This window comes from Micromonospora sp. IBHARD003 (genome assembly GCF_056106285.1).
The window spans coordinates 3,201,011-3,225,996 of sequence record NZ_JBWBBX010000001.1 but is presented as its reverse complement, the minus strand read 5'-3'; the positions used below and the strand labels follow the sequence as shown (position 1 = coordinate 3,225,996).

Here is a 24,986-nt window from a genome sequence, read left to right as displayed (position 1 = left end):
ACTGGGACGTACTTGGGCTTTCGGCCGGTGCGGCGAGAGTGAGTGCCGGGCGTCGCGACGCCGCGGAGATCCGTCAGAAGCCCCCTAGTGCTGTGACCGGATAGGTCATCGGCCCGCCTACGCCTGGCAGCGGACCCCGCCCTGGCCGGTCTCCGAAGGACTCCCTACGCGCCGCCGCCCTACGCTTCGCCGTCCTGCGCGTCCTCCGCCGGTCTCGCCGTCTCGCCGCCGAACGCGGGGAAAGGGTCCCGCGGATACAGCTCGTCGACGCGGTGGGGCGCCGCGGCCAGCAGTTCCGCCAGGACGTCGTCGATCCCGAACCGCTCCGCCTCGGTGCCCGGCGGCACCGCCCGCAGCGTGCGCTCCAGCCAGGCGGCGACCTGCGCGGCGGGTGCCTCCAGCAGGGCGTCCCCGTCCGGAGAGGTCAGCGCTATCAGGATGACGCTGCGCCCGTCGACCTTGGTGGGCCAGATGCGTACGTCCCCGTGCCCGCTCGGCCTGAAGACCCCTTCGACCAGCAGTTCTCGCGCGAACGCCCACTCCACCGGGTGCTCGGAGCCGACGTGAAAGGTGATGTGCACGGCGAACGGATCGTCCGTGCGATAGGTCAGCCTCGCCGGTACGGGGACGCTCCGCTCCGGCGACAGCACCAGCTTGAGCTCCAGTTCGCGTTCCACCACCGTGTGCATGAGAGTGCACTTCCTTTCCTGGCACGAGGCCCCGGAGCGGGCCACGCAGGGAGAGAGCGCCTTCCCCGCCGACTATTACGTGACTTCCCCCACCAACTTCTCAGTGACTTGGGACACGACTGTGGCGGAGGCGGACACCCATACCGGAAAGTGGGCCTTATGGCAGGACAGGCCCGGTGCCGGGCGTCGGTCTGATAGATGTGGACCCTGAATCGATGCCTCCAGGCCCTCCAGGAGATACGGGACCACGGTGATGAGCGCCCCAACCCCGGCGACCGGTGACGGAAGCCCCGCCGCCGGCTTCTATCCAGATCCGTCCATCCCCGGCTACGTCCGGTACTGGAACGGTGTGGCTTGGGTGCCGGGCACGAGCCGGCCGGCGCCCACCAACGGCGAGCCGCTGCCCGCACCGCCGAACGTCATGCCGGTGGCGACGGCCTCACCGATGGCTCCGCCGGCACCTTCGCTCGAGGAGACCGGTCCCGTCTTCCTGGACGAGGACCCGGAGCCGATGGCGAGCCGCGGGCCCGAGCCCGCCTCCGCCTGGCAGGCCGACACCGCCCATCAGTCCGGCTTCGGCGGCGACCGCGACCACCGGGTCTCGTGGGGGGCGCCCCAGGACCCCCGCGCGGGGACGGCCGGCGCGGGCCCCGCGGCGGCCCCGGAAGGTCTTTCGGCTCCATCTCCTGCCGAGGCGTGGAGTCCGGCAGCGGCCCGGGAGGCGCGTGCGGCGACCGGCGCGGCGGGTGCGCAGTCCGGCATGCGCTTCGACCGGGCGCCCGGCCCGTCGTCAGACGGCGCCGCCGGTGCCGGTGCCGATGCTCCGGTGGACCCGACCGGAGGTGCACTGCCGGGAGTGCGCAGCGCGGGAGGCGCCGGCCGTGGTGAGGGGGGCACGTCCTTCTCCGACCCCACCGCCGTGCTGCGCCCGCAGCAGCCGAGGGGCGACACGGCGCCCGCAGAGGGCACGATGACGTTTCGCTCGCCGGGGCAGCAGCAGTCGCAGCCCGAATCCCCTCAGGCCCAGGCCGCCCCGGGTACACCCTCGCCCCAGGCACAGGCCCGTCCCCAGGCCAGGGCCGCCCAGGCCGAAGCCGAGGCGCAGGTGCCGCAGCAGCAGGCGCCGGTCAGTGCCGGGAGCGGAGGCGGGGCCGCGTCCTGGGCCCAGCAGGTGCACCGGCTGGCCCAGGGGCGGTACGAGGCCGAGGAACAGCCGGTCGCCCCGTGGAAGCCGCCGGTCAGCGACCCGTTCCTGCAGGCTGCCCAGGCCCAGGCGGCGGCCCGTCCCGCCGCGCTGGGCAAGCGGTTCGCGGCGCGGCTGATCGACACGGTCGTGCTGGGTGGGATCGTGGGGGCCGTGACCTTCCCGCTCATCACCCGTGCGGTGGACCACATCGACGAGAAGATCCAGGCGGCGAAGATGTCCGGCGAGACGGTGACCGTCTGGCTGATCGACCCGACGACGGGCCTGATGTTCGGCCTGGCGGTCGTGGCGCTGCTGCTGCTCGGCGTGCTGTACGAGGCGCTGCCGACCGCCAAGTGGGGCCGTACGCTCGGCAAGAAGCTGATGGGCCTCGAGGTACGGCACATGGAGTCCCATGAGACGCCCGCCTTCACGGCCGCGCTGCTGCGCTGGCTGGTGCACGGGGTGCTGGGCGTGCTGCTGCTGGGCCTCGTCAATGTGCTCTGGTGCGTGTTCGACCGTCCATGGCGCCAGTGCTGGCACGACAAGGTGGCGCACACCTTCGTCGCCGGCTAGGTCCTGTCCGGGCCGACGACCCGTCGTCGGCCCGGTGGGGTTCCCCCGAACGGCGCGTACAGCGTTGCGGGGCCCGCCCGGCCGGGGTGCACTGCCCCCATGAGCAACGACCAGCCGCCGCCCGGCCAACAGCCCGAGGACGACCCCTTCCGCAAGAAGCCCCCGGAGCCCGGGGGACCGCAGCAGCCTCCGGGCCCCCAGGGGCCCCAGCCCCCGCCCGGCGCCGGTGGTCCTCCCCCCGGTGGTCCTCCGCCTGGTGGAGGGGGTCCGTACGGCACGCCGCCTCCCGGCTCCCCGTACGGCGGGGCAGGCGGAATGCCCCCGTACGATCCGGGCGCCTACGGCGGCGACCCCTACGGCAGGCCCGATCCGATGCATGGGATGCCGCCGCTCGCCGACTCGGCCCGGCGTATCGTCGCCCGACTGATCGACTGGCTGATCGTCGTCATTCCGCTTGCGCTCATCGCCATCCCGTTCGGCGCCTATGACAGGCGGGGGATGGACAACCTCGACTTCGACGACTGGATCGGCCAGGTCAACACCGGCTCGTCAGTGGTGTACCAGATCATCACCATCCTGGCGTTCGTCCTCTATGACGCCCTGATGGTCAAGAGCAGCGGCGCGACGCTCGGCAAGAAGCTGATGAAGATGCGCGTCGCGATGCTGAACGACGGCAGCACACCCGACTTCGGGTCCTCGCTCGTGCGTGCCGCCGTGCTCTGGCTGCCGGCGCTGATCTGCTGCCCCTGTATCTGGCTGCTGATCCTGCTGATCATGATCCTCGTCGACAAGCCGTACAAGCAGGGCCTCCACGACAAGGCCGCGAAGACGGTGGTGGTGTCAACGACGCAGTGAGTGTTCACTCACCCGGGACTCGGCCCCACGACGCGGGTGGGCGACGGAGATCCGGGCGGCGGGCTCGGCGGCCCCGGCATCACCGGGAACGGCGGCGCCACGATGCTGACGTATCGTGTGCGCCGCCGTCGTCCTGCCGGGCAGCGGCACGGTCATCGCGACCAGTAGGCCCAGGGCGAGCGCGGCGACGCCGATGACGGCGACGCCGATACCCGTGGTCGTGCGTGAGAGCAGCAGCATGGCGACGGTCGAGATGACGACGGTGGCCGAACCGTAGACGAGCTGTGCGGCAGTAGGACGCGGCATGACGGTTTCCGCCCCTCGAAGCATCGAATCGTTGTGTGTCGCTCAGGGCTGCGAAGTCCGGCAGCAGCCCTTACGAAGGTGGATGCCCGAGCGGAACCAGCGGTAAGCGTGACCTTACCCACGGCGCGGTTGCACGGGGGGCGCATGGAGTCATCCGTTCCGAGGGCTGGACAGTTCGGTGCGCCTTCCCCTCTGATCGCGAGGGGCAATAGGGTTTTCCCTTGTCTTCTGCGCCCCCACCCGTCCGGATACCGGAAGGGCGCTTCTGCATAGTGCAGTTGGCCTGTGCAAGTCAAGGGCTGTCTTTTCCTTGGTAACTACTGTCGAATGACGTCACTTGTGACGCGCAACCGCGCGCGGACCCTCCCCACACTCTTGGTTCCGCGATGATGCGGGCGCGGGGGAGGACACCATCAAGTGACCAGCAGACGACGGGCAATCAGGGCTTCCGCGATATTCGTGGCGCTCGCAGCGACCGGCGCGACGGCTTCGGCCTTCACCATGGCCCAGGCCGACAACAACAAGGCGCCGACAGGGGTCGAGCGCCACGACCCGGCCCCGGGCACAGCCCCGAAGGCCGGCGAGAACAAGGCCCACGTCAACCACAATCTCGAGGGCCCGTTCAGCAAGCAGCAGGAACAGCAGCGCAAGGCGGCGCTGGAGCAGGTCATCTCCGGTGAAGCGGCCGTGCAGAGGCGCGGTGGCTCGCAGGTGGTGAAGCTCGGCAAGAACAAGTACGTCGAGCTCGGCCGGGAGAAGACCGACAAGATCTTCACCATCCTCGTGGAGTTCGGCGACAAGGTCGACGACGCGACGATGTTCGACCCTGACGGCGACGGCCCCAAGCCGCCGGTCAAGAAGTACGGCGGTACCGCGGGTCCGCTGCACAACAAGATCGCCGCGCCGGACCGCAAGGTCGACAACTCCACCGCCTGGCAGAAGGACTACAACCGCCAGCACTTCCAGGACCTGTACTTCGGCGAGGGCAAGGACAAGAAGGGGAAGCCCAGGCACTCGCTGAAGACCTACTACGAGCGCACCTCCTCCGGCCGTTACTCGGTCGAGGGCACCGTCTCGGACTGGGTGAAGGTCGAGTACAACGAGGCCCGCTACGGCTCCAACTACTGCGGTCAGTCGAACTGCAGCAACGTGTGGGACGCGGTCAAGGACGGCGTCAACGCCTGGACCGCCGACCAGAAGGCCAAGGGCAAGACCGACGCCGAGATCAAGAAGCAGCTGTCCGAGTACGACAAGTGGGACCGCTACGACTTCGACGGCGACGGCGAGTTCAACGAGCCCGACGGCTACATCGACCACTTCCAGATCGTCCACGCGGGCGAGGACGAGTCGGCCGGTGGCGGCGCCGAGGGTGAGAACGCCCTGTGGGCGCACCGCTGGTACGCCTACGGCAGCGACAAGGGCAAGACCGGCCCGGCCGACAACAAGGCCGGCGGCACCCAGATCGGCACGTCGGGCATCTGGGTCGGCGACTACACCATGCAGCCGGAGAACGGCGGCCTCGGTGTCTTCGCCCATGAGTACGGTCACGACCTGGGCCTGCCGGACCTGTACGACACCTCCGGTGGCGGCGACAACTCCACGGGCTTCTGGTCCCTGATGTCCTCCGGCTCCTGGCTGGGCACCGGCAAGGACAGCATCGGCGACATGCCGGGCGACATGAACGCCTGGGACAAGCTGAAGCTGGGCTGGCTCAACTACACCAAGGGCAAGGCGGCCAAGTCGTCCACCCACAAGCTGGGTGTGGCGGAGTACAACACCAAGAACCCGCAGGCCCTGCTCGTCGAGCTGCCCAACAAGAAGAAGACCACCACCGTGGTGAAGCCCGCCGAGGGCTCCAAGCAGTGGTGGAGCGACATGGGTGACGACCTCAAGAACACCCTGACGCGCTCCGTCGACCTCACGGGCAAGTCCAAGGCGTCCCTGGAGCTCTCGGGCTGGTGGGACATCGAGGCCGAGTACGACTTCCTGTACACCGAGGTGTCGACCGACGGCGGCAAGACCTGGACCGCGATCGACGGCACGGCCGACGGCAAGCCGATCACCCGGGACGCCAGTGACTCCCCGGCCCTGACCGGCCAGTCGGGCGCGTACAAGAAGCTCGCCTACTCGCTCGACGCGTACGCGGGCAAGAAGGTCGACGTCCGCTTCCGCTACGAGACGGACGGCGGCGCGGGCGGCAAGGGCTTCGCGGCCGACGGGATCACCGTCAACGCCGACGGCGCCCCGCTGTTCTCGGACGGTGCCGAGGGCGACGACAACGGCTGGACCTCGAAGGGCTTCTCCCGCATCGGCGAGTCCTTCACCAAGGAGTACGAGCAGTACTACCTGGCCGAGAACCGCCAGTACGTCTCGTACGACGGCACCCTCAAGGTCGGCCCGTACAACTTCGGCTTCAAGGCGCCGAAGGACGGCTGGGTCGAGCACTACCCGTACCAGAACGGTCTGCTGCTCTGGCTCTGGGACACCTCCCAGAAGGACAACAACACCAGCCAGCACCCGGGTGAGGGTCTGATCCTCCCGGTCGACGCCAACGCCAAGCCGCTGAAGTGGGCCGACGGCACGCTGATGCGCAACCGCATCCAGGCGTTCGACTCGACGTTCAGCACGTACCGCTCGGACACGATCACCCTGCACAAGGCCGATGTCGCGCGCCGTATCGGCTCGCACGCGGGCAACCCGGTGTTCGACGACCGCAAGGGTACGTACTGGTACAAGGAGACCGCGACCGCCGGTGTCAAGGTTGCTGACACCAACACCCGGATCTCGATCGTCAAGGAGCCGAAGAGCGGCGAGACGATCACCGTGAAGGTTGGTCCCTCGACGAAGTAAGTGACATCGTCGCAGGTCAAAGCATGATCGGCCGTCGCCCCCTAGCGGGCGGCGGCCGATCGTGTTTAGGTGCCTCTGACCACCTTCTTATTGACAGCGAGCTCACGGGGGAGTGATACGGCATGCCCGGCGGAGGATTTTGCAAGTTGCCAGGCGGCAGTGTCGTAGTGGCCATCGGCCTGCCCGATCCGGCCGGCAACGGCGGAACGGTACGGGTTCTGGTGCATGCGGCGAACCGGGCGCGGGCGCTGACCCGGCTGCGGAACCTGGGACTGCGGGCGGTCTATCTGCGGGGGAACTCGGAGCCGCCGACACCGGACGAGATCACGGCGGTGCTGCACCATCCGGACGGGCTGCTCTGGCGTACCCACGAGGGCATCGCCGCACAGGAGCTCTGGCACCCGATTCGGGCGCTCCTGCGATCCACCGGCGCGTAACCGGCAGAGCGGCAGAGGGCAGGGGCTGCCCGGGAGCGCGAGGGTCCGGTTGTGTCCGGTCCGTGCCCCGGGCAGATCACCGGCTTTCCTGCCGGGGAGCTCAGACCACCGGCTTCCCCGACAGCTCCACTCCCGCCTCGCGCATCAGCCTGAGCGCCCGGGCCACCGTCTCCTCGGCGACCCCGGCGGTCAGATCCAGCAGGACCTGCGTGCGGAAGCCCTCGCGTATCGCGTCCAGCGACGTCGCCCGTACGCAGTGGTCCGTCGCGATGCCGACGATGTCGATCTCCGAGACGTCACGGGCGCGCAGCCACTCGGCCAGCGTCATGCCGTTCTCGTCGGCGCCCTCGAAACCGCTGTACGCCGCCTCGTAGGCGCCCTTGTCGAAGACCGCTTCGATCGAGCCGCTGGCGACGGCCGGGGCGAAGTTCGGATGGAAGCTCGCCCCCTCGGTCCCGGCGACGCAGTGCGGCGGCCAGGAGTCGACGTAGTCCGGCTGCTCCGAGAAATGGGTGCCGGGCGTGATGTGGTGATCCCGTGTGGCGACCACATGGCGGTAGCCGGGGGTGGAGTCGCCGATCAGGTCGGTGATCGCGGCGGCGACGTCCGCGCCTCCCTTCACCGCGAGGCTGCCCCCCTCGCAGAAGTCGTTCTGCACGTCCACGACGACCAATGCGCGGTGCATGGCGGATATCCTTCGGTGTGGGGATCGGCGGGCAATATTTCGAGGGTAGAGACTTCAATCGCCTTGCGGGAGAGGGCATTTGTGGGTTCGTCCGCGGTTCGCGGCCCTGCTCGTCACGACCGTCGTCTCATGAGTCGCCGGTGTTCATACCGATCACCTGTGGTACTCCGTGGGGATTACCGGCTCGCCGCGGGAGAGCTGGACCGCCGACAGCGGCAGCCCCGCCCGCGCGGCGATATGCCGTTCGCGAGCCGCGTCCAGTGGCTCCCGGGCGACGACCTCCCCGCCCTTGACCAGTTCGACCAGCAGCTCCCTGCCTTCGAGCTCCTGCGGAAGCGGACCGGTGCCGAGCACCTCGGCCTCGGCGACGCCCTGCTCGTCGCGCCGCCGGGCCGCCCACTTGCGGCCCCCGACCGACTGCTTCCCCGCGGTGGACTTCTTCGCCACCGGGACCAGTGGCGCCCCCGGCTCCGCCGATGTGGCCCGGGCGACCAGCTTGTAGACCATGGAGCAGGTCGGATGCCCGCTGCCGGTGACCAGCTGGGTGCCCACGCCGTAGGCGTCGACCGGAGCCGCGGCCAGCGAGGCGATCGCGTACTCGTCCAGGTCCGACGTCACGACGATCTTCGTGTCCCGTGCGCCCAGTTCGTCCAGCTGCTGACGCACCCGGTGTGCGACCAGCAGCAGGTCGCCGGAGTCGATCCGCACGGCCCCGGGTCCGGTCCCGGTGACCTCCACCGCCGTACGGACCGCCTCGGCGACGTCATAGGTGTCCACGAGCAGCGTCGTCCCCTCGCCGAGCGAGTCGACCTGGGCCCGGAAGGCGTCGCGCTCGGTGTCGTGCAGCAGCGTGAAGGCATGGGCGCTGGTGCCGACGGTGGGGATGCCGTAGCGGAAGCCCGCGGCGAGGTCGGAGGTGGAGTCGAAGCCGCCGACGTACGCGGCGCGCGAGGCGGCGACCGCGGCGAGCTCGTGGGTGCGCCGCGCACCCATCTCGATCAGGCGGCGCCCGCCCGCGGCGGCGGACATCCGGGAGGCCGCGGCGGCGATCGCGGAGTCGTGGTTGAGGATCGACAGGATCACGGTCTCCAGCAGCACGCACTCGGCGAAGGAGCCCTCGACCCGCAGCACGGGTGAGCCGGGGAAGTAGACCTCGCCCTCGGGGTATCCCCAGATGTCGCCGCTGAAGCGGTAGTCGGCGAGCAGCTGGAGCGTGGGCTCGTCGATGATCTCCCGGTCCCGGAGGAAGCCGAGCACACGGGGATCGAAGCGGAAGTTCTCCACGGCGTCCAGGACGCGCCCGATGCCCCCGACCACTCCATAGCGGCGGCCGTCCGGCAGCCGGCGGGTGAAGACCTCGAAGACCGAGCGGCGCTCGGCCGTGCCGGCCTTCAGGGCCGCCTTCAGCATCGTGAACTCGTACTGGTCGGTGAAGAGCGCGGTCGACGGTACGTCGACCGGCGGCCTCAGGTCCGCGGTGTCCATGGGAAGCATGCTAGCGCACATCTCGTCAGATTGACGAGATGTCGTGGCCGGGGTGCTGCGGGGCCGGTGGCCGACGGCCGGGGCGGCCCGCCGACGCGCACCCGGGGGATGGGGACGGGTCTTTGCGCGGCGACCGCCGCAGGAGCGGAACCGCCCTCCGGACGGGGAACGGTGTGGCCGTTACGGTGGGGTCGTTTGTGCGACGGGCCCCCTCGGGTGGCAGCATGGGTGGAGTGACTGTGCCCACAGAGATCGAACGTCCCCAGTCGGCCGAGGAGACCTTCGCCGTACCCGAACCCGACGTCCCGTGGGTGACGATCGTGCACAACGATCCGGTCAATCTGATGAGCTACGTCACCTATGTGTTCCAGGCCTATTTCGGCTACTCCAAGGACAAGGCCCACAAGCTGATGCTGGACGTCCACCACAAGGGCCGCGCCATCGTCTCCAGCGGCAGCCGCGAGGAGATGGAACGCGACGTGCAGGCGATGCACGGGTACGGACTCTGGGCGACGCTCTCCCAGGACCGCATCTGATGGCCGGCCACTTCGAGGCGCTGTCCGGCGGCGGCGCTGCCGTCGCGCTCGACGAGGTCGAGATCTCCATCCTGCGCTCGCTCGCCGTGCAGCTGCTCGAGCTGATCGGGCCGGGCGATGAGCAGACCAAGGGTGAGGACCCGCTGGCCGCGCTCTTTGCCGAAGGCCCGAGCGAGCCGCCGTCGGACCCCGCGCTGGCCCGCCTCTTCCCGGATGCCTACGGGGACCCCGAGGGCGACCGCGAGGACGACGAACTCCGTGCCCACTCGGCCGAGTTCAGGCGCTATACGGAGAACGACCTGCGGGCCCGCAAGCGGGATGACGCCCTGGCCGTCGTCCGCAGCCTCGACGCCCTCACCGCAACGGGCGAGGGCGGTGCGGTCCTCAAGCTGACCGCCGGCGACTCCATGCACTGGCTGGGAGCGCTCAACGACCTGCGGCTGACCATCGGTACCCGGCTCGAGGTCGCCGACGAGGACGAGAGCGGCGAGCTGTACCGGCTGCCGGACTCCGATCCGCGCAAGCCGATGGTGATGGCCTACCTCTGGCTCGGGGCACTCCAGGAGACGCTCGTCGAGACGCTCACGCCGTGACGTCATGCCGTCACACCGTGACGCAGTGACACCCATACCGTGACCTGGGCGACTCCATAGCGTTACCAACCGTTCGCTCAGAGGACGCTCAAATCCGGATAACGATCGCGTCACTTGATCACCCATCTTTGGGATCACGCGGCACCTATGTCCGGTTCTTCCTGTGGCGTGCGCCACAATTCGCGGGAATGATCACCCCTCCCGGCGTGATAGATCTTCACGACCGCCTGGGGACGCCACCCATGTACCCGGGGCGCTTCGGCCGGCAGACCGCCGGCCGTACTCCATTGCATCCGGGGGGATCACGACCTGGTCCGCGGCACGTCACAAGGCGCTGCGCGGATCAGCATGGAGAAAGGCGCAGCATCATGACCTCGTTGCAGGTCGACAAGCACACCGGCGACGCAGCCGGGGGCACCTCGCAGGAAGGCTACGAGCGCGGGCTCGGCAGCCGGCAGGTCCAGATGATCGCCATCGGCGGAGCCATCGGTGTGGGCCTCTTCATGGGGGCCGGGGCCAACATCGAAAAGGCCGGTCCGAGCATCATCCTGATGTACGCCCTGGCCGGCGCCATCATCTTCTTCATCATGCGAGCGCTCGGCGAGCTGCTGCTCTACCGGCCCGTCTCGGGCTCCTTCGCGGAGTACGCCCGCGAGTTCCTCGGCCCGTTCTTCGGGTTCGTCACCGGCTGGACCTACTGGCTCATGTGGGTCGTCACCGGTATGGCGGAGCTGACAGCGGCCGCCATCTATGTGCACTTCTGGTTCCCGAGCATCCCGCAATGGGTCAGTGCCCTGGTCTTCCTGGTGGTGCTCTTCGCCGTCAACCTGATCTCGGTGAAGATCTTCGGCGAGGTCGAGTTCTGGTTCTCGATGGTCAAGGTGACCGCGATCATCGGCATGATCGTGATCGGTCTCGGTGTGCTCACCCTGGGCTTCTCCGACGCCGGTGACACCGCCACCGTCTCCAACCTCTGGTCGCACCACGGCATCTTCCCGAACGGCATCGGTTCCAGCCTGATGACCCTGCAGGGCGTCATGTTCGCCTACCTCGCCGTCGAGCTCGTCGGCGTCACCGCGGGCGAGTCCGAGGACCCGGAGAAGACCCTGCCCAAGGCGATCAACACGCTGCCCTGGCGCATCATCATCTTCTACGTCGGTGCGCTCGTCGTGATCCTCTCCGTCGTGAAGTGGACCGAGTTCCACGCCGGTCAGAGCCCGTTCGTCCACGCCTTCGACAAGATCGGCATCCCGCTCGCCGCCGGTATCGTCAACTTCGTGGTGCTCACCGCGGCACTGTCGTCCTGCAACTCCGGCATGTACTCCACCGGCCGGATGCTGCGCGACCTTGCCTCCAACGGCGAGGCCCCGCAGGCCTTCGGCCGGCTCAACGCCCGCAGGACCCCGGCCGTCGGCATCACCGTCTCCGTGGCCCTCATGGGCATCGGTGTGGTCCTCAACTACCTCGTCCCGGAGAAGGCGTTCGGCTACGTCGTCTCGGTGGCCACCGCGGCCGGCATCTGGACCTGGATGACGATCCTCGTCAGCCACATCCGCTACCGGCGCGCCGTCGTGAGGGGCAGCCTGCCGGCCTCGTCCTTCCCGGCCCCCGGAGGCTCCGTGGGCAGCTGGATCGCGCTGCTCTTCCTGATCGGTGTGACCGGCATGATCGGCTACGACAAGGACGGCCGCATCTCCCTGGTCGTGGGGGCCGTCTGGGGTGTCGCCCTGGCCATCGGCTGGATCGTGCTGAAGGGCCGCAACCCGCAGATCGGCGACCGCACCCGCGAGTACGCGGACGCCGCGAAGTAGCGGTTCCGCCTTCCGCCGCCGTCATCGGGTCATGCCGGGCTTTCACCGCCCGGCATGACCCGACGCGCGTTCCGGGGCCGGCCGCGCCGGTCGCGTCACTCGTGCGGGTTGCGGCACTACGTCAGCCGGACGTCGTCCGCGCGGGCGTGCACCACCACCCCGTCGTCGGACACCGATACGCCGGTCGGGGTGAGCCCCACGGGCAGATCCGGCAGGGTGCGTGCGCGGCCCGCGAACGCCTCGCTGATCCGGGGCCCCGACGGGTCGACCGGGCGTCCCGCGAACGACGCGGCGACCGGCACCATGGTGATGGTCCGCCCGGCCAGCCGCAGCTCGGCCTGAATGGTCAGCGGAAGCCCGAACACCTCGCGGTCGATGCGCAGCCGTCCGTGGTCCGCGGACAGCGAGGTGCCCTCGCCGAGGTCCGCGCCGAGGGAGTCGAAGGGTGCCGTGAACCGTGCGTCGGCCCGCTCGGCCGTGTACGCACCGGCCTTCTCGCTGACGTCGCGCAGCTCCACCGACGCCCGCACGGGCCGCCCTTCCGTGGTGATCGCGTCGGCCCGTACCGCCACCCTGGAGAACGTCCCCTCAGCCGCGCTCAGCAGGAACGGGAAACCGTCGATGCTCACCTGCGGGGTGCCGACGACACCGCTCTGCCGCCCGGCGATCCGGTCCGCGATCCGCTCCTCGGCGACCGCGGCGGCGATCCGGTCGGCGACGGGCAGAGCGGCGACCGCCACGCTCATCGCGACCGAGGTCCACAGCAACTTCCGGCGCCTGAAGGCGCGAAACGGCTTCACGAGGCGCTTCCGGTGTGTGCGAGGGAGACGTCATCGGGCGAGGGAGACTCCGGCGACGGGTCGTGTCCGTCGTCCTCGATGGCCATGTGGGGCAGCAGCCGGTCGAGCCAGCCGGGCAGCCACCAGTTGGCGCGTCCCAGCAGGACCATCGTGGACGGGACGAGCACGCCGCGGACGACGGTGGCGTCCAGGGCGACGGCCGTGGCCAGTCCGATGCCGAACATCTTCACCACCGGGTCCTCGGAGAGCAGATAGCTGAGGAAGACACTGACCATGATCAGTGCGGCCGATGTGATGATCCGTCCGGTTCCCGTGAGGCCGGTGATCACGGCCCGGCGGGTGTCTCCCTCGCGCAGATAGGCCGCCCGCACCGCGCTGAGCAGGAACACCTCATAGTCCATGGAGAGGCCGAACAGCACGGCGAACATCAGCAGCGGCACATATCCCGGGATCGGCACGGCCCCCTCGAGTCCGATCCAGGACGCACCCCAGCCCCACTGGAAGAGCGCGGTGAGCACACCGTAGGAGGCGGCGACCGAGATCAGGTTCATCAGCGCGGCCTTCACCGCCACGACCGGGGAGCGGAAGGCGGCGAGCAGCAGCAGCGCGGCCACGGCCAGGACGAAGGCGACGACGACCGGCATCCGCCGGGCCAGACGCTCGTTCAGATCGGCCTGCCCCGCCGCGGCGCCCCCCACATGGGTCACCTGCCCGGTGCCCTTGGTGGCCTCGGGCAGCGTCTCGTCCCGCAGCCGGTGGACGAGGTCGGCGGTGGCCGGGTCGCCGGGCGCGGTGGTGGGGGTGACCTGCCAGCGGGCATGGGTGCCGGTGGGGTCCAGCTGCGCGGGGCCGACGGCCGCGACGCCCTCGGCGGCGCGGAGCGCGGTGGTCATGCCGGTGATCCGGCTGTCGGTCGGGCCGGACGCACGGGTGGGCAGGACGGTCACCACCTGGAGGGGGCCGTTCGTACCGGGGCCGAAGGCGTCGGCCGTCCGGTCGTAGGCGATACGGCTCGACGTGCCGGAGGGCTTGTCGCCCGCGTCCAGCTGGCCGAACGTCAACTGCGCGGCCGGGGCGGCCAGCACCCCGGTCAGGGCGATCCCGGCGAGCAGACAGCGCCACGGCCGCGCGGCCACGTACCCGGCGATACGGCCCCAGCCGCGCGGGCGGTCCGGGGTGCCGTCGGGGTCCGCGTCACCGGCGGGCGCGGCGCCCGGGCGTGCCTTCGGGGTGAGGCAGCGCCCGAGCAGCGACAGGACGGCGGGCAGCAGGGTGAGCGTGACTCCCATGGCGACCAGGACGGCGATGCCCGGGGCGAGCGCCAGCGCGTGCAGCAGCGGCAGACCGCCCAGTGCGAGCCCGGCCAGCGCGGCGATGACCGCACAGCCGGCGAAGGCCACGGCCTTGCCGGAGCCGGCCGTCGTGCGAGCCGCCGCCTCCTCGATCCCGGCACCGGCCGCCCGGAGTTCACGGAACCGGGTCAGGCAGAAGAGCGTGTAGTCGATGCCCACGCCGAGGCCGATCATCGCCGCGATGGTCGTGCCCGTGGACGGCATGTCCATGAGATGGCCCACCAGGCCGATCGCCGAGAGGGAGATGGCCAGCCCGATCGCGCCGTTCAGCAGCGGGACACCGGCGGCGACCGCGCTGCCGAAGCCGACGGCCAGGATGACGAAGGCTGCCGCGAGTCCGATGATCTCGCTGTGGCCGGTGTCGCCCCGGTCCGCGGCGGCGGCGAGGTCGCCGCCCGCGGTCACCTCGATCCCCGCGGCGGTGGCGGGTGCGGCGGCGTCCGTGATGTGCCGGGTGGTCTCGGCCGTGATGTCCCGGCCGGTGACGTCGAGTTCGACGAAGAGCTGACCGGTGTGGCCGTCGGCGCTGAGGGCGCCGCGCCCCTTCTGCTCGAAGGGGGTGGTGACGGCGACGACGTGATCCACGTCCTCGATGGCCCGGGCGGACTCCTCGATGGCCTTGCGCTGCGCGGTGGCGCTGAGGGCCGGGGAGCCCGGAGCGGCGTACAGGACCACGGGCTGTCGGCCGGACGCCGCGTCGGAGAAGACCTCGGCGGCGTCGCGGGCCGCCTGGCTGTCACTGCCCGGGATGGTCACGGCCTCGGTGGTGACCCGGCCGAACGCGCCCACGGCGGTGGCCAGGGCGATGAGCAGGAGCAGCCAGGCGGCCACGGTCCGCTTGGGTTTGCGGGCGCACCAGCGCCCTACGGACAGGAGCATCAGGAAAGCCGTCCCTCTCGTGCGGCGGCGGGCGCATACGGCGCCCGCCCGGGAACTTCCGGTGAAGTTATTGCACTACGCGTGCAATCAAGGTGTCATCGGCACGGTTGCATCAGGAGTGCAACAATGTCAACGCACGGATGGGAGGACCGGGATGGAGCAGTCGCTTCGAAGCACGCCGGATGGCGGGCGCCAGGCACCGCGCGAACGGGCCCAGGACGGTCGCACCGAGCGCGGGCGGCAGACCCGCGAGAAGATCGCCGACGCGATGCTCTCCCTGCTCGACGAGGGGCACACGCAGTTCCCTGCGGACCGGGTGGCCGAGCGTGCCGGGGTCTCCCGGCGTCTGGTGTTCCACCACTTCGCCGACATGGCCCAGCTCCAGGACACCGCCATCGCGCGCCGACTGGATCAGCTGGCGGCGCAGATCAAGCCGCTGCCGACCGAGGGATCGCGTGAGGAGCGGGTCGCGGCGCTCGTCGAACAGCGTGCGCGCATCCTGGAGTGGATCACCCCGGCGCGGCTGACCCTGATGCGCAAGGAGCAGCTCTCGGAACGCGTCGACGAAGCCACCCGGGAGATGATGGACTTCGCCCGCAGACGGCTGGCCGAGGTCTTCGCCGAAGAGCTCGACGCCCTGCCGGACGAGCGCCGCGGGGATCTGTTCAACGGGCTGGACGCGGTGACCTCATGGGGTGCCTGGCACCACTGGCGCGGGGGCGGTCTCGAGCCGGAGGCCGCCCGTCGCGCGATGGAGGTGACGGTGCACGCGCTGCTCGCCGCGACCGACCGGCCGGAGGGCGGCCACGACCCCGCAAACCGGACGTGAGCGCACCGGTCCGCACGTGATCTCACGCACTGGTCCCCGGATCTCGGATCCGAGGAGCCTGCGCCTATTCTCGTCAGCATGCTGACCATCACCCAGGCCCTGTACGACCGGATCGTCGCTCACTCCCGCGAGGACCACCCCGACGAGGCGTGCGGCGTGGTCGCGGGACCCGTCGGCGAGGGTCGGCCCGAGCGCTTCATCCCGATGCTCAACGCCGCGCGCTCACCCACCTTCTACGAGTTCGACTCGACGGATCTGCTCAAGCTGTACCGGGAGATGGACGACCGGGACGAGGAGCCGGTGATCATCTACCACTCCCACACCGCGACCGAGGCCTACCCGTCGCGGACCGACATCTCGTACGCCAACGAGCCCGGCGCGCACTACGTCCTGGTTTCCACGGCCGACGCGGACGGGGCCGGACCCTTCCAGTTCCGGTCCTTCCGCATCGTCGACGGAGAGGTCACCGAAGAGGACGTCAAGGTCGTCGAGGCGTACTGAGCCGCGACTGTCCGGCAGGCGAACAGATCCGGTCCATCATGTGGGATCACATGTCAGAGGCAGGATCGGGAATCGTTACGATGACCGCATGGTTTCGAACGACGTGAGCGACAAGACGCCGGGCACGCCGCTGCTCGTGGCGCGGCTGCACGTCGACCTGTGCCGTCTCGCCAGCGCCATCTGTACGCGCTGCGCGGACCGCCGTACGGCCTGAGCCACGGCCCGAGCGCACCAGCCAGTCTGCACCAGCCCCTGCGCGGGGGCCGAGCCGCGCGCCCCGTCCCGCAACGCCCTATGTCCCTCCCGACAGGAGCCCACGCCATGGCCATCGAGGTCCGCATCCCGACCATCCTCCGCACCTACACCGACGGCGCCAAGGCCGTCGAGGGCAGCGGGACGACCCTCGCCGAGCTCTTCGCCGACCTCGACACCCGGCACAGCGGAATCCAGGAGCGCGTCGTGGAGGGCGGCCAGTTGCGCCGCTTCGTGAACGTCTACCTCAACGACGAGGACGTGCGCTTCCTGGACGGCATCGACACCAAGCTGGCCGACGGCGACAGCGTGACGATCCTGCCGGCCGTGGCCGGCGGTATGGCCTGATTCCCGATGCGCTACGACTCGCCGCTCGCCGCCGTCGGCAACACCCCGCTGGTACGGCTGCCCCGGCTGTCCCCCTCGGAGGACGTCCGCATCTGGGCCAAGCTGGAGGACCGCAATCCGACCGGCTCGGTCAAGGACCGCCCTGCGCTCCATATGATCGAGCAGGCGGAGAAGGACGGGCGGCTGACACCGGGTTGCACCATCCTCGAGCCGACCAGCGGCAACACCGGGATCTCCCTCGCGATGGCGGCCAGGCTCAAGGGCTACCGCATCGTCTGTGTGATGCCCGAGAACACCAGCGAGGAGCGCCGCCAGCTGCTCGCCATGTGGGGCGCCGAGATCATCCCCAGCCCGGCCGCCGGCGGCTCCAACACGGCGGTCCGCGTCGCCAAGGAACTGGCCGGGCAGAACCCGTCCTGGGTGATGCTCTACCAGTACGGCAATCCGGACAACGCGGGCGCGCACTACGCCACCACGGGTCCGGAGATCCTCGCCGACCTGCCGTCCGTCACCCACTTCGTGGCAGGTCTCGGCACCACCGGCACCCTCATGGGCGTGGGCCGCTATCTGCGCGAGCACAAACCGGACGTCAAGATCGTCGCTGCCGAACCGCGCTACGACGACCTGGTCTACGGCCTGCGCAACCTGGACGAGGGCTTCGTACCGGAGCTGTACGACGCCTCCGTCCTCACCACGCGCTTCTCGGTCGGCTCGGCCGACGCCGTCACCCGCACCCGTGAGCTGCTCCAGCAGGAGGGCATCTTCGCGGGGGTGTCCACCGGCGCGGCGCTGCACGCCGCGATCGGGGTCGGCAAGAAGGCCCTGAAGGCGGGGGAGTCGGCGGACATCGTCTTCGTCGTCGCCGACGGCGGCTGGAAGTACCTCTCCACCGGCGTCTACACGGCCCCGACCACCGAGGCCGCGATCGAGGCGCTGCAGGGACAGCTCTGGGCCTGAGCGGGTGGTGGCGGTGTCAGGGCGACATCCGGCGGACCTGGTCCCACAGGAGCGGGTCCATCACCCCCACCCGCCGGCGGAAGTCACGGACCCGCACCTCCCGCAGCTCGTCCGTCTCGAGAAAGCTGGGACGGCCCTGGGCATCGCCCACCGCTCCCGGCGGCAACGGGATCACCCCCGGGCGCGCGTCGTGGTACTTGCTGGTGATCTTCGCGACGCGCGCCGCACCGCCGTGCACATGCAGGACCAGGCACGGCCGGTCCTTGGAACCGGGGCCGTCCTCGTAGGGCACGTCCGCCCACCAGATCTCGCCGGGCTGGGGACGGCGCTGCGCCCCGGCCGGCGCCGCGCGCTCCCCGGGCCTGCCGGGAGGCCTCAGCCGCCCGCCGGGCCGTACCCGGGCCACCGCCGCCGACAGCGCGATCACCACCACCGCGCCGAGCGCGAGCCACCAGGACGTGTCCATACGGAGACGGTACCGGCGCGTACACCGGATCGCCCGCCCCGTCCGCACACCCCGCGCTCTTCGCCCTATCCGGTGACAGGACAGGTGAGTTCCCCCACAACGGGTAGCCGCGAAGGAGCGCTCGCCTCTTTCGCGCCTTACGCTCGACGAACCGTACGGCCTCCCCGCGCTCCCCCCGCCAGCTCCCGCGCGCACCCCGTCAGCCAGCCCCCGTCCACGGACGCCCGCCCCCGGAGGTTCCAGCTCCATGAAGCTCACCGTCGTCGGCTGCTCGGGGTCGTTCCCTTCCGCGGAATCGGCCTGCTCGAGCTACCTGGTCGAGGCCGACGGCTTCCGGCTGCTTCTCGACATGGGCAACGGGGCCCTCGGCGAGCTGCAGCGCCACATCGGTCTCTACGACCTCGACGCCATCTTCCTCAGCCATCTGCACGCGGACCACTGCATCGACATGTGCGGATACTTCGTGGCCCGCTACTACCGCCACGACGGCGGGCGCTGCGAGGCCCTCCCGGTGTACGCGCCGGAGGGCGCGGAGCAGCGCCTCACCACCGCCTACGCGGACACCCCTTCGGACAAGTCGATGAGCGAGGTCTTCGACTTTCACACCCTGAAGTCCGGCGCCTTCGAGATCGGCCCCTTCGCGGTGCGCGCGGAGAAGGTCGCCCACCCCGTGGAGACCTTCGGCATCCGGCTGGAACACGGCGGCAGATCGCTCACCTACTCGGGTGACACCGGTGTCTGCGACGCCCTCGTGGATCTCGCCACCGGAACCGATCTCTTCCTCTGCGAGGCGGCCTTCACCCACGGCAAGGAAGACATCCCCGACCTCCACCTCAACGGCCGTGAAGCCGGCGCCCACGCCGCGCGCGCCGGAGCGGGCAGGCTCGTGCTGACCCACATCCCGCCGTGGACGGACGGCGGGCAGAACCTGGCGGACGCACGCGCCGTCTACGAGGGCCCGGCGGAGCTCGCGGTCCCCGGCGCCGTCTACGAGGTCTAGTGCCGTGGCCGGATAGGTTTGCCGGGAAGCTCGCGGCGTTCTGTGCGGTGTATCGCAAGGCGGAGGGTCGCCCTTGTACTGGATGTACTCGGGTGATTCGACAACGCAGCGAGACGCCGTGCAGGGCGCCGCGAGCCGGTGAACCTATCCGGTCACAGCACTAGGAACCTCTCCGGAGCTGCCGGGTCCGGCGCGGGTGCCCCGGTCGGCGTAGCCCGCAAGGCCGTCGGCGGCATCTCTGGATAAACTCACACAAAACTGACACATCGTCCTGATCTGCGAGGAGACATGGCCGATGACGTCGCGGGTACCCGCCCTCCGCCACCCAGCTCGCACACCAAAGACGCGCCGGGAGAGCTGAAGCACAACGCGATCGGTTTCCTCGACGCGCTTGTCATCGGCATCAACTCCACGTCACCCGCCTACTCCCTGGCGGCGGTCATCGGCGCGGTCGTCGCCCTCGTCGGCATCTACGCCCCTGGCGTGGTGCTGGCGTCGTTCGTGCCGATGCTGCTGATCGCATCGGCCTTCTTCTACCTCAACCGGGTCGACCAGGACTGCGGCACGACGTTCTCCTGGGTCACCCGGGCCATGGGCCCCTGGGCGGGGTGGATCGGCGGCTGGGCCATCATGATGACCGGCGTCCTGGTCGTGGGATCGCTCGCCGATGTCGCGGTCGGATTCGGGCTGCTCACCGTCGGCCTCGACAGCTGGGCGCAGAACACCGTCGTCCGGCAGGTGCTCACGGTGATCGTCATCCTGGTGATGACGACCATCTGCGTCATCGGCACCGAGGCGTCGGCTCACGTGCAGAACGTGCTCATCCTCGCCCAGGTCGTCTCGCTGCTCGTCTTCGCCGGCGTCGCCATCTACCGCGTCTACGCCGGATCGAGTCCGCTCGGCCCGGTCGAACCGCAGATCGAGTGGCTCAATCCGTTCGGCGCGGGCGGCGGGGCGCTGACCGCCGGACTGCTGCTGGGCGTGTTCATGTACTGGGGCTGGGAGTCGGCGGTCAATCTGACCGAAGAGGTCAAGGACTCCGCCAGCGCCCCGGGCCGGGCCGGGGTGTGGTCGACGATCATCCTGCTCGTCACCTATCTGTCGGTCACGCTCGCCGTGGTGGCCTTCGCCGGACCGGCGTACCTGGCGGAGAACGCGTCCGAAGAGGAGTTCATCTTCGCCCTGCTGGCCGGAAAGGTCCTGGGCGGCTGGGACTGGATCGTGCTCCTCGCGGTGTGCACCTCCGCACTGGCCTCCACACAGACGACGATCATCCCCTCGTCGCGCACCGGACTCTCGATGGCCAGACGGGGCGCGCTTCCGGCCGCCCTCGCGCGGATCCACCCGCGCTTCCGCACCCCCCACGTCAGCACCTGGGCCGTCGCCTTCGTCGCCATCGCCTGGTACCTCGTCCTCGGCCAGATCAGCGAGAACGCCCTGTTCGACTCCCTCACCGCACTCTCGCTGCTGATCGCCTTCTACTACGCACTCACGGGCATCGCCTGCGCGGTGTACTACCGGCGTCATCTCACCGAGAACGTCCGCAACCTCCTGTTCATCGGCGTGGGCCCCGTGGTCGGCGCCGTGCTGCTGGCCTGGCTGCTCGTGGAGTCCGTCATCGACATGGCGAATCCGGCGAACTCCTACAGCGGTGTCTCGTGGTTCGGGCTCGGTCCGCCGCTCGTCATCGGGATCGGCATCGTGATCATTGGGCTGGTCATCATGATCGCCCGGCGGCTGAGGGCACCGCAGTTCTGGCGCGAACGCTGCAGCGTGGCCGATCCCGCGGTGGTGCGCGCCATGGAGCACCACCGCAAACCGCCCGGCGCACACGGGGAGTCCTGAGATGCCGGTCGTCCTGGGATACGACGAGTCACCCGGCGCCATCCGCGCACTGGGTGTCGCGATCGAGGTGTCGGCGGCGTTCGGCGAGCCGCTCGTGCTCGTCTACGGTGCCGCCGCACCGGGGGCCATGGGCGAGGAGTACGGGGCCCATGCGGAGGCCTTGCGCCAGGTCGGCCGGGTCGCGCTCGGCCACGCCGTCGACGCCGCCGATGCGGCGGGTGTGACGACGGTCGTCGAGATGCTCGACGAGAGTCCGGCGCAGGCACTCCTGGACGCGGCCGACCGCCATGAGGCGCGGGTCATCGTCGTCGGCAGTTACGGCGAGAGCCCGATGCGCGGCGCCCTGCTCGGCTCGGTGCCGCACAAGCTGCTGCATCTGTCGAAGATCCCGGTGCTGTGCGTGCCGGCCGCCGACTGAGCCGGCTCGGTACCGCGGCTGCCGGCCGGCCCGGCCCGGTGGAACGGCGAAGGCCCCGCCCCTCCGCGACCGGTGGACGGCACGGGGGACGGGGCCCGCGCGGCGGGCCGCGCGTGACGTGGGGCCTGGGGGTGCCCCTTACTTGGCCTCGGCCTTCTCCAGCTCCGCCAGTTCCTCGTCGGTTTCGCGGCCCGGTGTGGGCAGGTTGAACTTGACGATCGCGAAGCGGAAGACCACGTAGTAGAGCGCCCCGAACGCCAGGCCGATCGGGATGATCAGCCAGGGGTTCGTCGCCTTGTTCAGGCCGAGTCCGAAGTCGATCAGACCGGCCGAGAAAGTGAAGCCCGCATGGACCCCGAGCACCCAGGTGACGGCCATGGAGACGGCGGTCAGTACGGCATGGAGTGCGTACAGCAGCGGCGCGATGAACATGAACGAGAACTCGATCGGCTCGGTCACACCGGTGACGAACGAGGTCAGCGCGAGCGAGAGCATCATGCCCGTGACGGCCTTGCGGCGTTCGGGGCGTGCCGTGTGCGCCATCGCCAGCGCCGCCGCCGGGAGTCCGAACATCATGATCGGGAAGAAGCCGGTCATGAACATTCCGGCACTGGGGTCACCGGCGAAGAAGCGGTTCAGGTCACCGTGGACGACCTCGCCGGCCGCGTTGGTGAAGTCACCGATCTGGAACCAGGCGACCGTGTTCACGAACTGGTGCATGCCGATGGGTATCAGCGCGCGGTTGATGAGCCCGAAGACGCCGGAGCCCGCGGCGCCGAGGCCCGTCATCCAGGTGCCGAAGTCGGAGATGACCTCGCCGATCGGCTCCCAGACCAGCCCGAAGAACACACCCATGACCACGCCGACGAAGGCCATGATGATCGGGACGAGCCGGCGGCCGTTGAAGAAGCCGAGCCAGTCCACCAGCCTGGTCCGGTGGTAGCGCTGCCAGAGGACCGCGGAGAGCAGACCCATGATGATGCCGCCGAGCACACCCGGGTTGTTGTAGGTCGCGGCGACGTCGACACCCTTGTTCTGGGTGGTGTTGACCACGGCTTCGGTCACCGGGAACGCGGTGAGCACGTTCTTGTAGACGAGGAAGCCGACGAGGGCCGCGAGTGCGGTGGAGCCGTCCGACTTCTTGGCGAAGCCGATGGCCACGCCTATGCAGAAGAGCAGGGGCAGATTGGCGAAGACCGCGTCGCCGGCGGTGGCGAACACCGAGGCGACCTTGTCCCAGCCGAGGCCGTCGGCGCCGAACACGTCCGGCTGGCCGAGGCGCAGCAGAATGCCCGCCGCGGGCAGGACGGCGATGGGGAGCTGAAGGCTTCGGCCGACCTTCTGCAGTCCCTGGAAAATGCCGGAGCCCCACTTCTTCGCTGGTGGCGCTGTCGCGGCGGTGGCCGTGGTCACAACTTCCTCCATTGGGCAAGGCGCCGCCCTGGACCGGGGGAAGGGGGACGGGACGGCGGCGTCTCAGGGGAAAACGCGGCCGATGGTCTGGACCGCGTGGTCTACACCACTGAGTGGTGTGGACCTGTTGTAGCACGTGAAGAAGGGATAAGGAACCTGCCAATTTCCATGACGGAAATCGGTCCGGCGCAAAGGGCGCCAAGGGTGACAAATTCCTGGTGAGTTGATCTCCATGGCCGCAGTCGGAGGGCATGCGCGGATGATCCTCAGGCTCCGGCCCTCGCCGGCGCGCGGAGGTGGTGCGTGGGAGGCGGAGTGTGGAAGGTGGTGCGCGGGATGCGCCGTGCGGGGAGCTGCCCTGCCGGTGTCCGCCTACTTGATGATCTCGCGCTCCATCTCGTCGCCGATCTCATCGGGCTCACGCCCCGGCGTCATGATGTCGAACTTCGTGATCACGAAACGGAAGACCGCGTAGTACACCGCGGCGAAGCCCAGACCGATCGGAATGATCAGCCACGGCTTCGTCGCCAGGTTCCAGTTGAGCAGATAGTCGATCAGCCCGGCCGAGAAGGTGAAGCCGTCCTTGACGCCAAGATCCCAGGTCACCGCCATGGACACACCGGTCAGCACGGCATGGAGCGCGTACAGCAGCGGTGCGACGAACATGAAGGCGTACTCGAGCGGTTCGGTGATGCCGGTAACGAACGAGGTGAGCGCCGCCGACATCATCAGCCCGCCCACCTCCGCGCGGCGGTGCGGCCTCGCGCAGTGCGTGATGGCGAGCGCGGCCGCCGGCAGGGCGAACATCATGACCGGGAAGAAGCCCGTGGTGAAGAGGCCGGCACTCGGATCGCCGGCCATGAACATATTGATGTCGCCGTGCACCACCTTCCCGCCGGGCGTCGTGTAGCTGCCGAACTGGAACCACAGCGGCACATTGAGGAACTGGTGCAGCCCGATCACCAGCAGCGCCCTGTTCGCCACACCGAACAGCCCCGCACCCCAGGCGCCCAGGCCGTACAGCCAGTCACTGAAGCTCTCGAGCCACCCGCCGACCGTCGGCCACACCCACAGACACAGGGCCGCGAACACGATCGCGACGAAGGACATGATGATCGGGACGAGCCGGCGGCCGTTGAAGAAGCCGAGCCACTCCACCAGCCTGGTGCGGTGGTAGCGCTGCCAGAAGTAGGCGGTCATCAGGCCCATCGCGATACCGCCGAAGACCCCGGGATTCTGGTACGTGAAGGCCGTCACCGTCCCGTCGAGGGCCTGGCAGCCGGTGTCCACCGGTGTGGCCGAAGCGACGCACTCGTTCGGAAACTGCTGCAGCACGCCGTAGTAGACGAGGAAGCCCGCCACTGCCGCGAGAGCCGTCGAGCCGTCGGACTTCTTCGCCATGCCGATCGCGACGCCCACGCAGAACAGCATCGGCAGGCCGAGGCCCGAGTCCAGCAATGCCCCGCCCGCGCCGTCCATCACCTTGGCGACCGTGTTCCAGCCCAGGCCCTCGTCGCCGAACACATCGGGCTGCCCGAGCCGGTTGAGGATTCCCGCCGCCGGCAGTACGGCGATGGGGAGCTGGAGGCTGCGGCCCATCTTCTGCAGCCCCTGGAACAGCTGGTTCCACGGTGTCTGCCGCGGTGCGCTCACACTCTCGGCGCTCATCCTCGTCCTCCCGGTGCTCGACCGGTTTGGCAGTAGACGCAGACTGGTGTAGACCAGTCGTCGTATGATCCGGGTCCGATCCGGTCCCAGCGGTCCGAACCGGGTCCGCTCCCGGAACACGTACCGGTGATCGTCATCATCAGATGCGAGGCGATGACCCGCCCATGAAGATGGGCCAACCGTGCGTTACCTTGACGAAACGGACCGACGCTGGGACGGGCACCGCTGAGCGCTCTGTACGGGCCTCTCGAA

At 69.5% G+C, this 24,986-nt stretch carries 24 protein-coding genes; 15 read left to right on the top strand and 9 right to left on the bottom strand.

Features of this window, described 5'->3' with window-relative positions:
- Window positions 1-179: 179 nt before the first annotated feature.
- Entirely contained in the window at window positions 180-689 is a 510-nt protein-coding gene (locus tag ACTWOL_RS14380; protein WP_474297085.1) for an SsgA family sporulation/cell division regulator, read from the bottom strand.
- Window positions 690-942: 253 nt separating this feature from the next.
- Here ACTWOL_RS14380 and ACTWOL_RS14375 point away from each other — a divergent pair, with 253 nt between their 5' ends.
- On the top strand, window positions 943-2,448 hold the full coding sequence (locus tag ACTWOL_RS14375; RefSeq protein ID WP_474297084.1) for an RDD family protein: 1,506 nt from the start codon (window positions 943-945) through the stop codon (window positions 2,446-2,448).
- A gap of 99 nt (window positions 2,449-2,547) precedes the next feature.
- Window positions 2,548-3,303, top strand: a complete 756-nt coding sequence (locus tag ACTWOL_RS14370; RefSeq protein WP_474297083.1) for an RDD family protein — start codon at window positions 2,548-2,550, stop codon at window positions 3,301-3,303.
- Here ACTWOL_RS14370 and ACTWOL_RS14365 read toward each other — a convergent pair.
- Complete coding sequence (locus ACTWOL_RS14365) at window positions 3,289-3,609, bottom strand: hypothetical protein (protein ID WP_474297082.1); 321 nt, start codon at window positions 3,607-3,609, stop codon at window positions 3,289-3,291. The two genes, ACTWOL_RS14370 and ACTWOL_RS14365, sit on opposite strands and share 15 nt — an antisense overlap.
- A gap of 417 nt (window positions 3,610-4,026) precedes the next feature.
- Between ACTWOL_RS14365 and ACTWOL_RS14360 the strand changes: the two genes are divergently transcribed.
- Window positions 4,027-6,459 carry an immune inhibitor A domain-containing protein gene (locus tag ACTWOL_RS14360; RefSeq protein ID WP_474297081.1) on the top strand — a complete coding sequence of 811 codons (2,433 nt, stop codon included), beginning with the start codon at window positions 4,027-4,029 and terminating at the stop codon, window positions 6,457-6,459.
- 146 nt (window positions 6,460-6,605) lie between these two features.
- Window positions 6,606-6,896: a hypothetical protein gene (locus ACTWOL_RS14355; RefSeq protein ID WP_474297080.1), complete on the top strand. Its 291-nt coding sequence runs from the start codon at window positions 6,606-6,608 to the stop codon at window positions 6,894-6,896.
- A gap of 100 nt (window positions 6,897-6,996) precedes the next feature.
- Here ACTWOL_RS14355 and ACTWOL_RS14350 read toward each other — a convergent pair whose 3' ends face one another.
- Together ACTWOL_RS14350 and ACTWOL_RS14345 are read right to left on the bottom strand one after the other, a co-directional pair.
- The gene (locus ACTWOL_RS14350) at window positions 6,997-7,581 is read right to left on the bottom strand and encodes an isochorismatase family protein (protein ID WP_474297079.1); all 585 of its coding nucleotides are present in this window, start codon (window positions 7,579-7,581) and stop codon (window positions 6,997-6,999) included.
- A 153-nt stretch (window positions 7,582-7,734) separates the two neighbouring features.
- Window positions 7,735-9,066 carry a nicotinate phosphoribosyltransferase gene (locus ACTWOL_RS14345; protein WP_474297078.1) on the bottom strand — a complete coding sequence of 444 codons (1,332 nt, stop codon included), beginning with the start codon at window positions 9,064-9,066 and terminating at the stop codon, window positions 7,735-7,737.
- A 224-nt stretch (window positions 9,067-9,290) separates the two neighbouring features.
- Between ACTWOL_RS14345 and clpS the strand changes: the two genes are divergently transcribed.
- The 3 genes from clpS (at window position 9,291) to ACTWOL_RS14330 (ending at window position 12,006) form a co-directional block, all read left to right on the top strand.
- Window positions 9,291-9,602, top strand: coding sequence for an ATP-dependent Clp protease adapter ClpS (clpS, locus tag ACTWOL_RS14340; protein ID WP_474297077.1), 312 nt, complete (start codon window positions 9,291-9,293; stop codon window positions 9,600-9,602).
- Complete coding sequence (locus tag ACTWOL_RS14335) at window positions 9,602-10,195, top strand: DUF2017 domain-containing protein (protein WP_474297076.1); 594 nt, start codon at window positions 9,602-9,604, stop codon at window positions 10,193-10,195. The genes clpS and ACTWOL_RS14335 overlap by 1 nt, the downstream gene beginning before the upstream one ends.
- 368 nt (window positions 10,196-10,563) lie before the next feature.
- On the top strand, window positions 10,564-12,006 hold the full coding sequence (locus tag ACTWOL_RS14330) for an amino acid permease (protein ID WP_474297075.1): 1,443 nt from the start codon (window positions 10,564-10,566) through the stop codon (window positions 12,004-12,006).
- Window positions 12,007-12,122: 116 nt separating this feature from the next.
- Here ACTWOL_RS14330 and ACTWOL_RS14325 read toward each other — a convergent pair whose 3' ends face one another.
- Both ACTWOL_RS14325 and ACTWOL_RS14320 read right to left on the bottom strand, forming a co-directional pair.
- Window positions 12,123-12,806, bottom strand: coding sequence for an LmeA family phospholipid-binding protein (locus ACTWOL_RS14325; RefSeq protein ID WP_474297074.1), 684 nt, complete (start codon window positions 12,804-12,806; stop codon window positions 12,123-12,125).
- On the bottom strand, window positions 12,803-15,037 hold the full coding sequence (locus tag ACTWOL_RS14320) for an MMPL family transporter (RefSeq protein WP_474297073.1): 2,235 nt from the start codon (window positions 15,035-15,037) through the stop codon (window positions 12,803-12,805). The genes ACTWOL_RS14325 and ACTWOL_RS14320 overlap by 4 nt, the downstream gene beginning before the upstream one ends.
- Before the next feature lie 154 nt (window positions 15,038-15,191).
- Between ACTWOL_RS14320 and ACTWOL_RS14315 the strand changes: the two genes are divergently transcribed.
- From ACTWOL_RS14315 to ACTWOL_RS14295, 5 genes are all read left to right on the top strand, one after another.
- On the top strand, window positions 15,192-15,866 hold the full coding sequence (locus tag ACTWOL_RS14315) for a TetR/AcrR family transcriptional regulator (protein ID WP_474297072.1): 675 nt from the start codon (window positions 15,192-15,194) through the stop codon (window positions 15,864-15,866).
- A 78-nt stretch (window positions 15,867-15,944) separates the two neighbouring features.
- Complete coding sequence (locus ACTWOL_RS14310) at window positions 15,945-16,367, top strand: M67 family metallopeptidase (RefSeq protein ID WP_474297071.1); 423 nt, start codon at window positions 15,945-15,947, stop codon at window positions 16,365-16,367.
- 88 nt (window positions 16,368-16,455) lie between these two features.
- Window positions 16,456-16,581: a putative leader peptide gene (locus ACTWOL_RS14305; RefSeq protein ID WP_474297070.1), complete on the top strand. Its 126-nt coding sequence runs from the start codon at window positions 16,456-16,458 to the stop codon at window positions 16,579-16,581.
- A gap of 107 nt (window positions 16,582-16,688) precedes the next feature.
- Window positions 16,689-16,967, top strand: coding sequence for a MoaD/ThiS family protein (locus ACTWOL_RS14300; protein ID WP_474297069.1), 279 nt, complete (start codon window positions 16,689-16,691; stop codon window positions 16,965-16,967).
- Window positions 16,968-16,973: 6 nt separating this feature from the next.
- On the top strand, window positions 16,974-17,924 hold the full coding sequence (locus ACTWOL_RS14295; RefSeq protein WP_474297068.1) for a PLP-dependent cysteine synthase family protein: 951 nt from the start codon (window positions 16,974-16,976) through the stop codon (window positions 17,922-17,924).
- A 16-nt stretch (window positions 17,925-17,940) separates the two neighbouring features.
- Here the strand turns inward: ACTWOL_RS14295 and ACTWOL_RS14290 are convergent, their stop codons facing one another.
- Window positions 17,941-18,390 (bottom strand): type II toxin-antitoxin system PemK/MazF family toxin, encoded by a 450-nt coding sequence (locus ACTWOL_RS14290; RefSeq protein WP_474297067.1) that lies wholly within the window; start codon window positions 18,388-18,390, stop codon window positions 17,941-17,943.
- A 247-nt stretch (window positions 18,391-18,637) separates the two neighbouring features.
- Here ACTWOL_RS14290 and ACTWOL_RS14285 point away from each other — a divergent pair, with 247 nt between their 5' ends.
- The 3 genes from ACTWOL_RS14285 (at window position 18,638) to ACTWOL_RS14275 (ending at window position 21,653) form a co-directional block, all read left to right on the top strand.
- The gene (locus ACTWOL_RS14285) at window positions 18,638-19,390 is read left to right on the top strand and encodes an MBL fold metallo-hydrolase (protein ID WP_474297066.1); all 753 of its coding nucleotides are present in this window, start codon (window positions 18,638-18,640) and stop codon (window positions 19,388-19,390) included.
- Window positions 19,391-19,678: 288 nt separating this feature from the next.
- The gene (locus ACTWOL_RS14280; RefSeq protein WP_474297065.1) at window positions 19,679-21,235 is read left to right on the top strand and encodes an APC family permease; all 1,557 of its coding nucleotides are present in this window, start codon (window positions 19,679-19,681) and stop codon (window positions 21,233-21,235) included.
- A gap of 1 nt (window position 21,236) precedes the next feature.
- Entirely contained in the window at window positions 21,237-21,653 is a 417-nt protein-coding gene (locus ACTWOL_RS14275) for a universal stress protein (RefSeq protein WP_474297064.1), read from the top strand.
- A gap of 138 nt (window positions 21,654-21,791) precedes the next feature.
- Here the strand turns inward: ACTWOL_RS14275 and ACTWOL_RS14270 are convergent, their stop codons facing one another.
- Window positions 21,792-23,066, bottom strand: a complete 1,275-nt coding sequence (locus ACTWOL_RS14270; RefSeq protein WP_474297063.1) for a PTS transporter subunit EIIC — start codon at window positions 23,064-23,066, stop codon at window positions 21,792-21,794.
- 372 nt (window positions 23,067-23,438) lie between these two features.
- Complete coding sequence (locus ACTWOL_RS14265) at window positions 23,439-24,734, bottom strand: PTS transporter subunit EIIC (protein WP_474297062.1); 1,296 nt, start codon at window positions 24,732-24,734, stop codon at window positions 23,439-23,441.
- Between the last annotated feature and the right edge of the window lie 252 nt (window positions 24,735-24,986).

Coding starts and splice junctions, on each gene's coding strand:
- ACTWOL_RS14350 (WP_474297079.1), bottom strand. CDS start 7,581: ATGCACCGCGCATTGGTCGTCGTGGACGTGCAGAACGACTTCTGCGAG.
- ACTWOL_RS14280 (WP_474297065.1), top strand. CDS start 19,679: ATGGCCGATGACGTCGCGGGTACCCGCCCTCCGCCACCCAGCTCGCAC.
- ACTWOL_RS14275 (WP_474297064.1), top strand. CDS start 21,237: ATGCCGGTCGTCCTGGGATACGACGAGTCACCCGGCGCCATCCGCGCA.
- ACTWOL_RS14370 (WP_474297083.1), top strand. CDS start 2,548: ATGAGCAACGACCAGCCGCCGCCCGGCCAACAGCCCGAGGACGACCCC.
- ACTWOL_RS14300 (WP_474297069.1), top strand. CDS start 16,689: ATGGCCATCGAGGTCCGCATCCCGACCATCCTCCGCACCTACACCGAC.
- clpS (WP_474297077.1), top strand. CDS start 9,291: ATGGGTGGAGTGACTGTGCCCACAGAGATCGAACGTCCCCAGTCGGCC.
- ACTWOL_RS14290 (WP_474297067.1), bottom strand. CDS start 18,390: ATGGACACGTCCTGGTGGCTCGCGCTCGGCGCGGTGGTGGTGATCGCG.
- ACTWOL_RS14335 (WP_474297076.1), top strand. CDS start 9,602: ATGGCCGGCCACTTCGAGGCGCTGTCCGGCGGCGGCGCTGCCGTCGCG.
- ACTWOL_RS14345 (WP_474297078.1), bottom strand. CDS start 9,066: ATGGACACCGCGGACCTGAGGCCGCCGGTCGACGTACCGTCGACCGCG.
- ACTWOL_RS14305 (WP_474297070.1), top strand. CDS start 16,456: ATGGTTTCGAACGACGTGAGCGACAAGACGCCGGGCACGCCGCTGCTC.
- ACTWOL_RS14285 (WP_474297066.1), top strand. CDS start 18,638: ATGAAGCTCACCGTCGTCGGCTGCTCGGGGTCGTTCCCTTCCGCGGAA.
- ACTWOL_RS14380 (WP_474297085.1), bottom strand. CDS start 689: ATGCACACGGTGGTGGAACGCGAACTGGAGCTCAAGCTGGTGCTGTCG.
- ACTWOL_RS14375 (WP_474297084.1), top strand. CDS start 943: ATGAGCGCCCCAACCCCGGCGACCGGTGACGGAAGCCCCGCCGCCGGC.
- ACTWOL_RS14330 (WP_474297075.1), top strand. CDS start 10,564: ATGACCTCGTTGCAGGTCGACAAGCACACCGGCGACGCAGCCGGGGGC.
- ACTWOL_RS14310 (WP_474297071.1), top strand. CDS start 15,945: ATGCTGACCATCACCCAGGCCCTGTACGACCGGATCGTCGCTCACTCC.
- ACTWOL_RS14315 (WP_474297072.1), top strand. CDS start 15,192: ATGGAGCAGTCGCTTCGAAGCACGCCGGATGGCGGGCGCCAGGCACCG.
- ACTWOL_RS14320 (WP_474297073.1), bottom strand. CDS start 15,037: ATGCTCCTGTCCGTAGGGCGCTGGTGCGCCCGCAAACCCAAGCGGACC.
- ACTWOL_RS14265 (WP_474297062.1), bottom strand. CDS start 24,734: ATGAGCGCCGAGAGTGTGAGCGCACCGCGGCAGACACCGTGGAACCAG.
- ACTWOL_RS14295 (WP_474297068.1), top strand. CDS start 16,974: ATGCGCTACGACTCGCCGCTCGCCGCCGTCGGCAACACCCCGCTGGTA.
- ACTWOL_RS14365 (WP_474297082.1), bottom strand. CDS start 3,609: ATGCCGCGTCCTACTGCCGCACAGCTCGTCTACGGTTCGGCCACCGTC.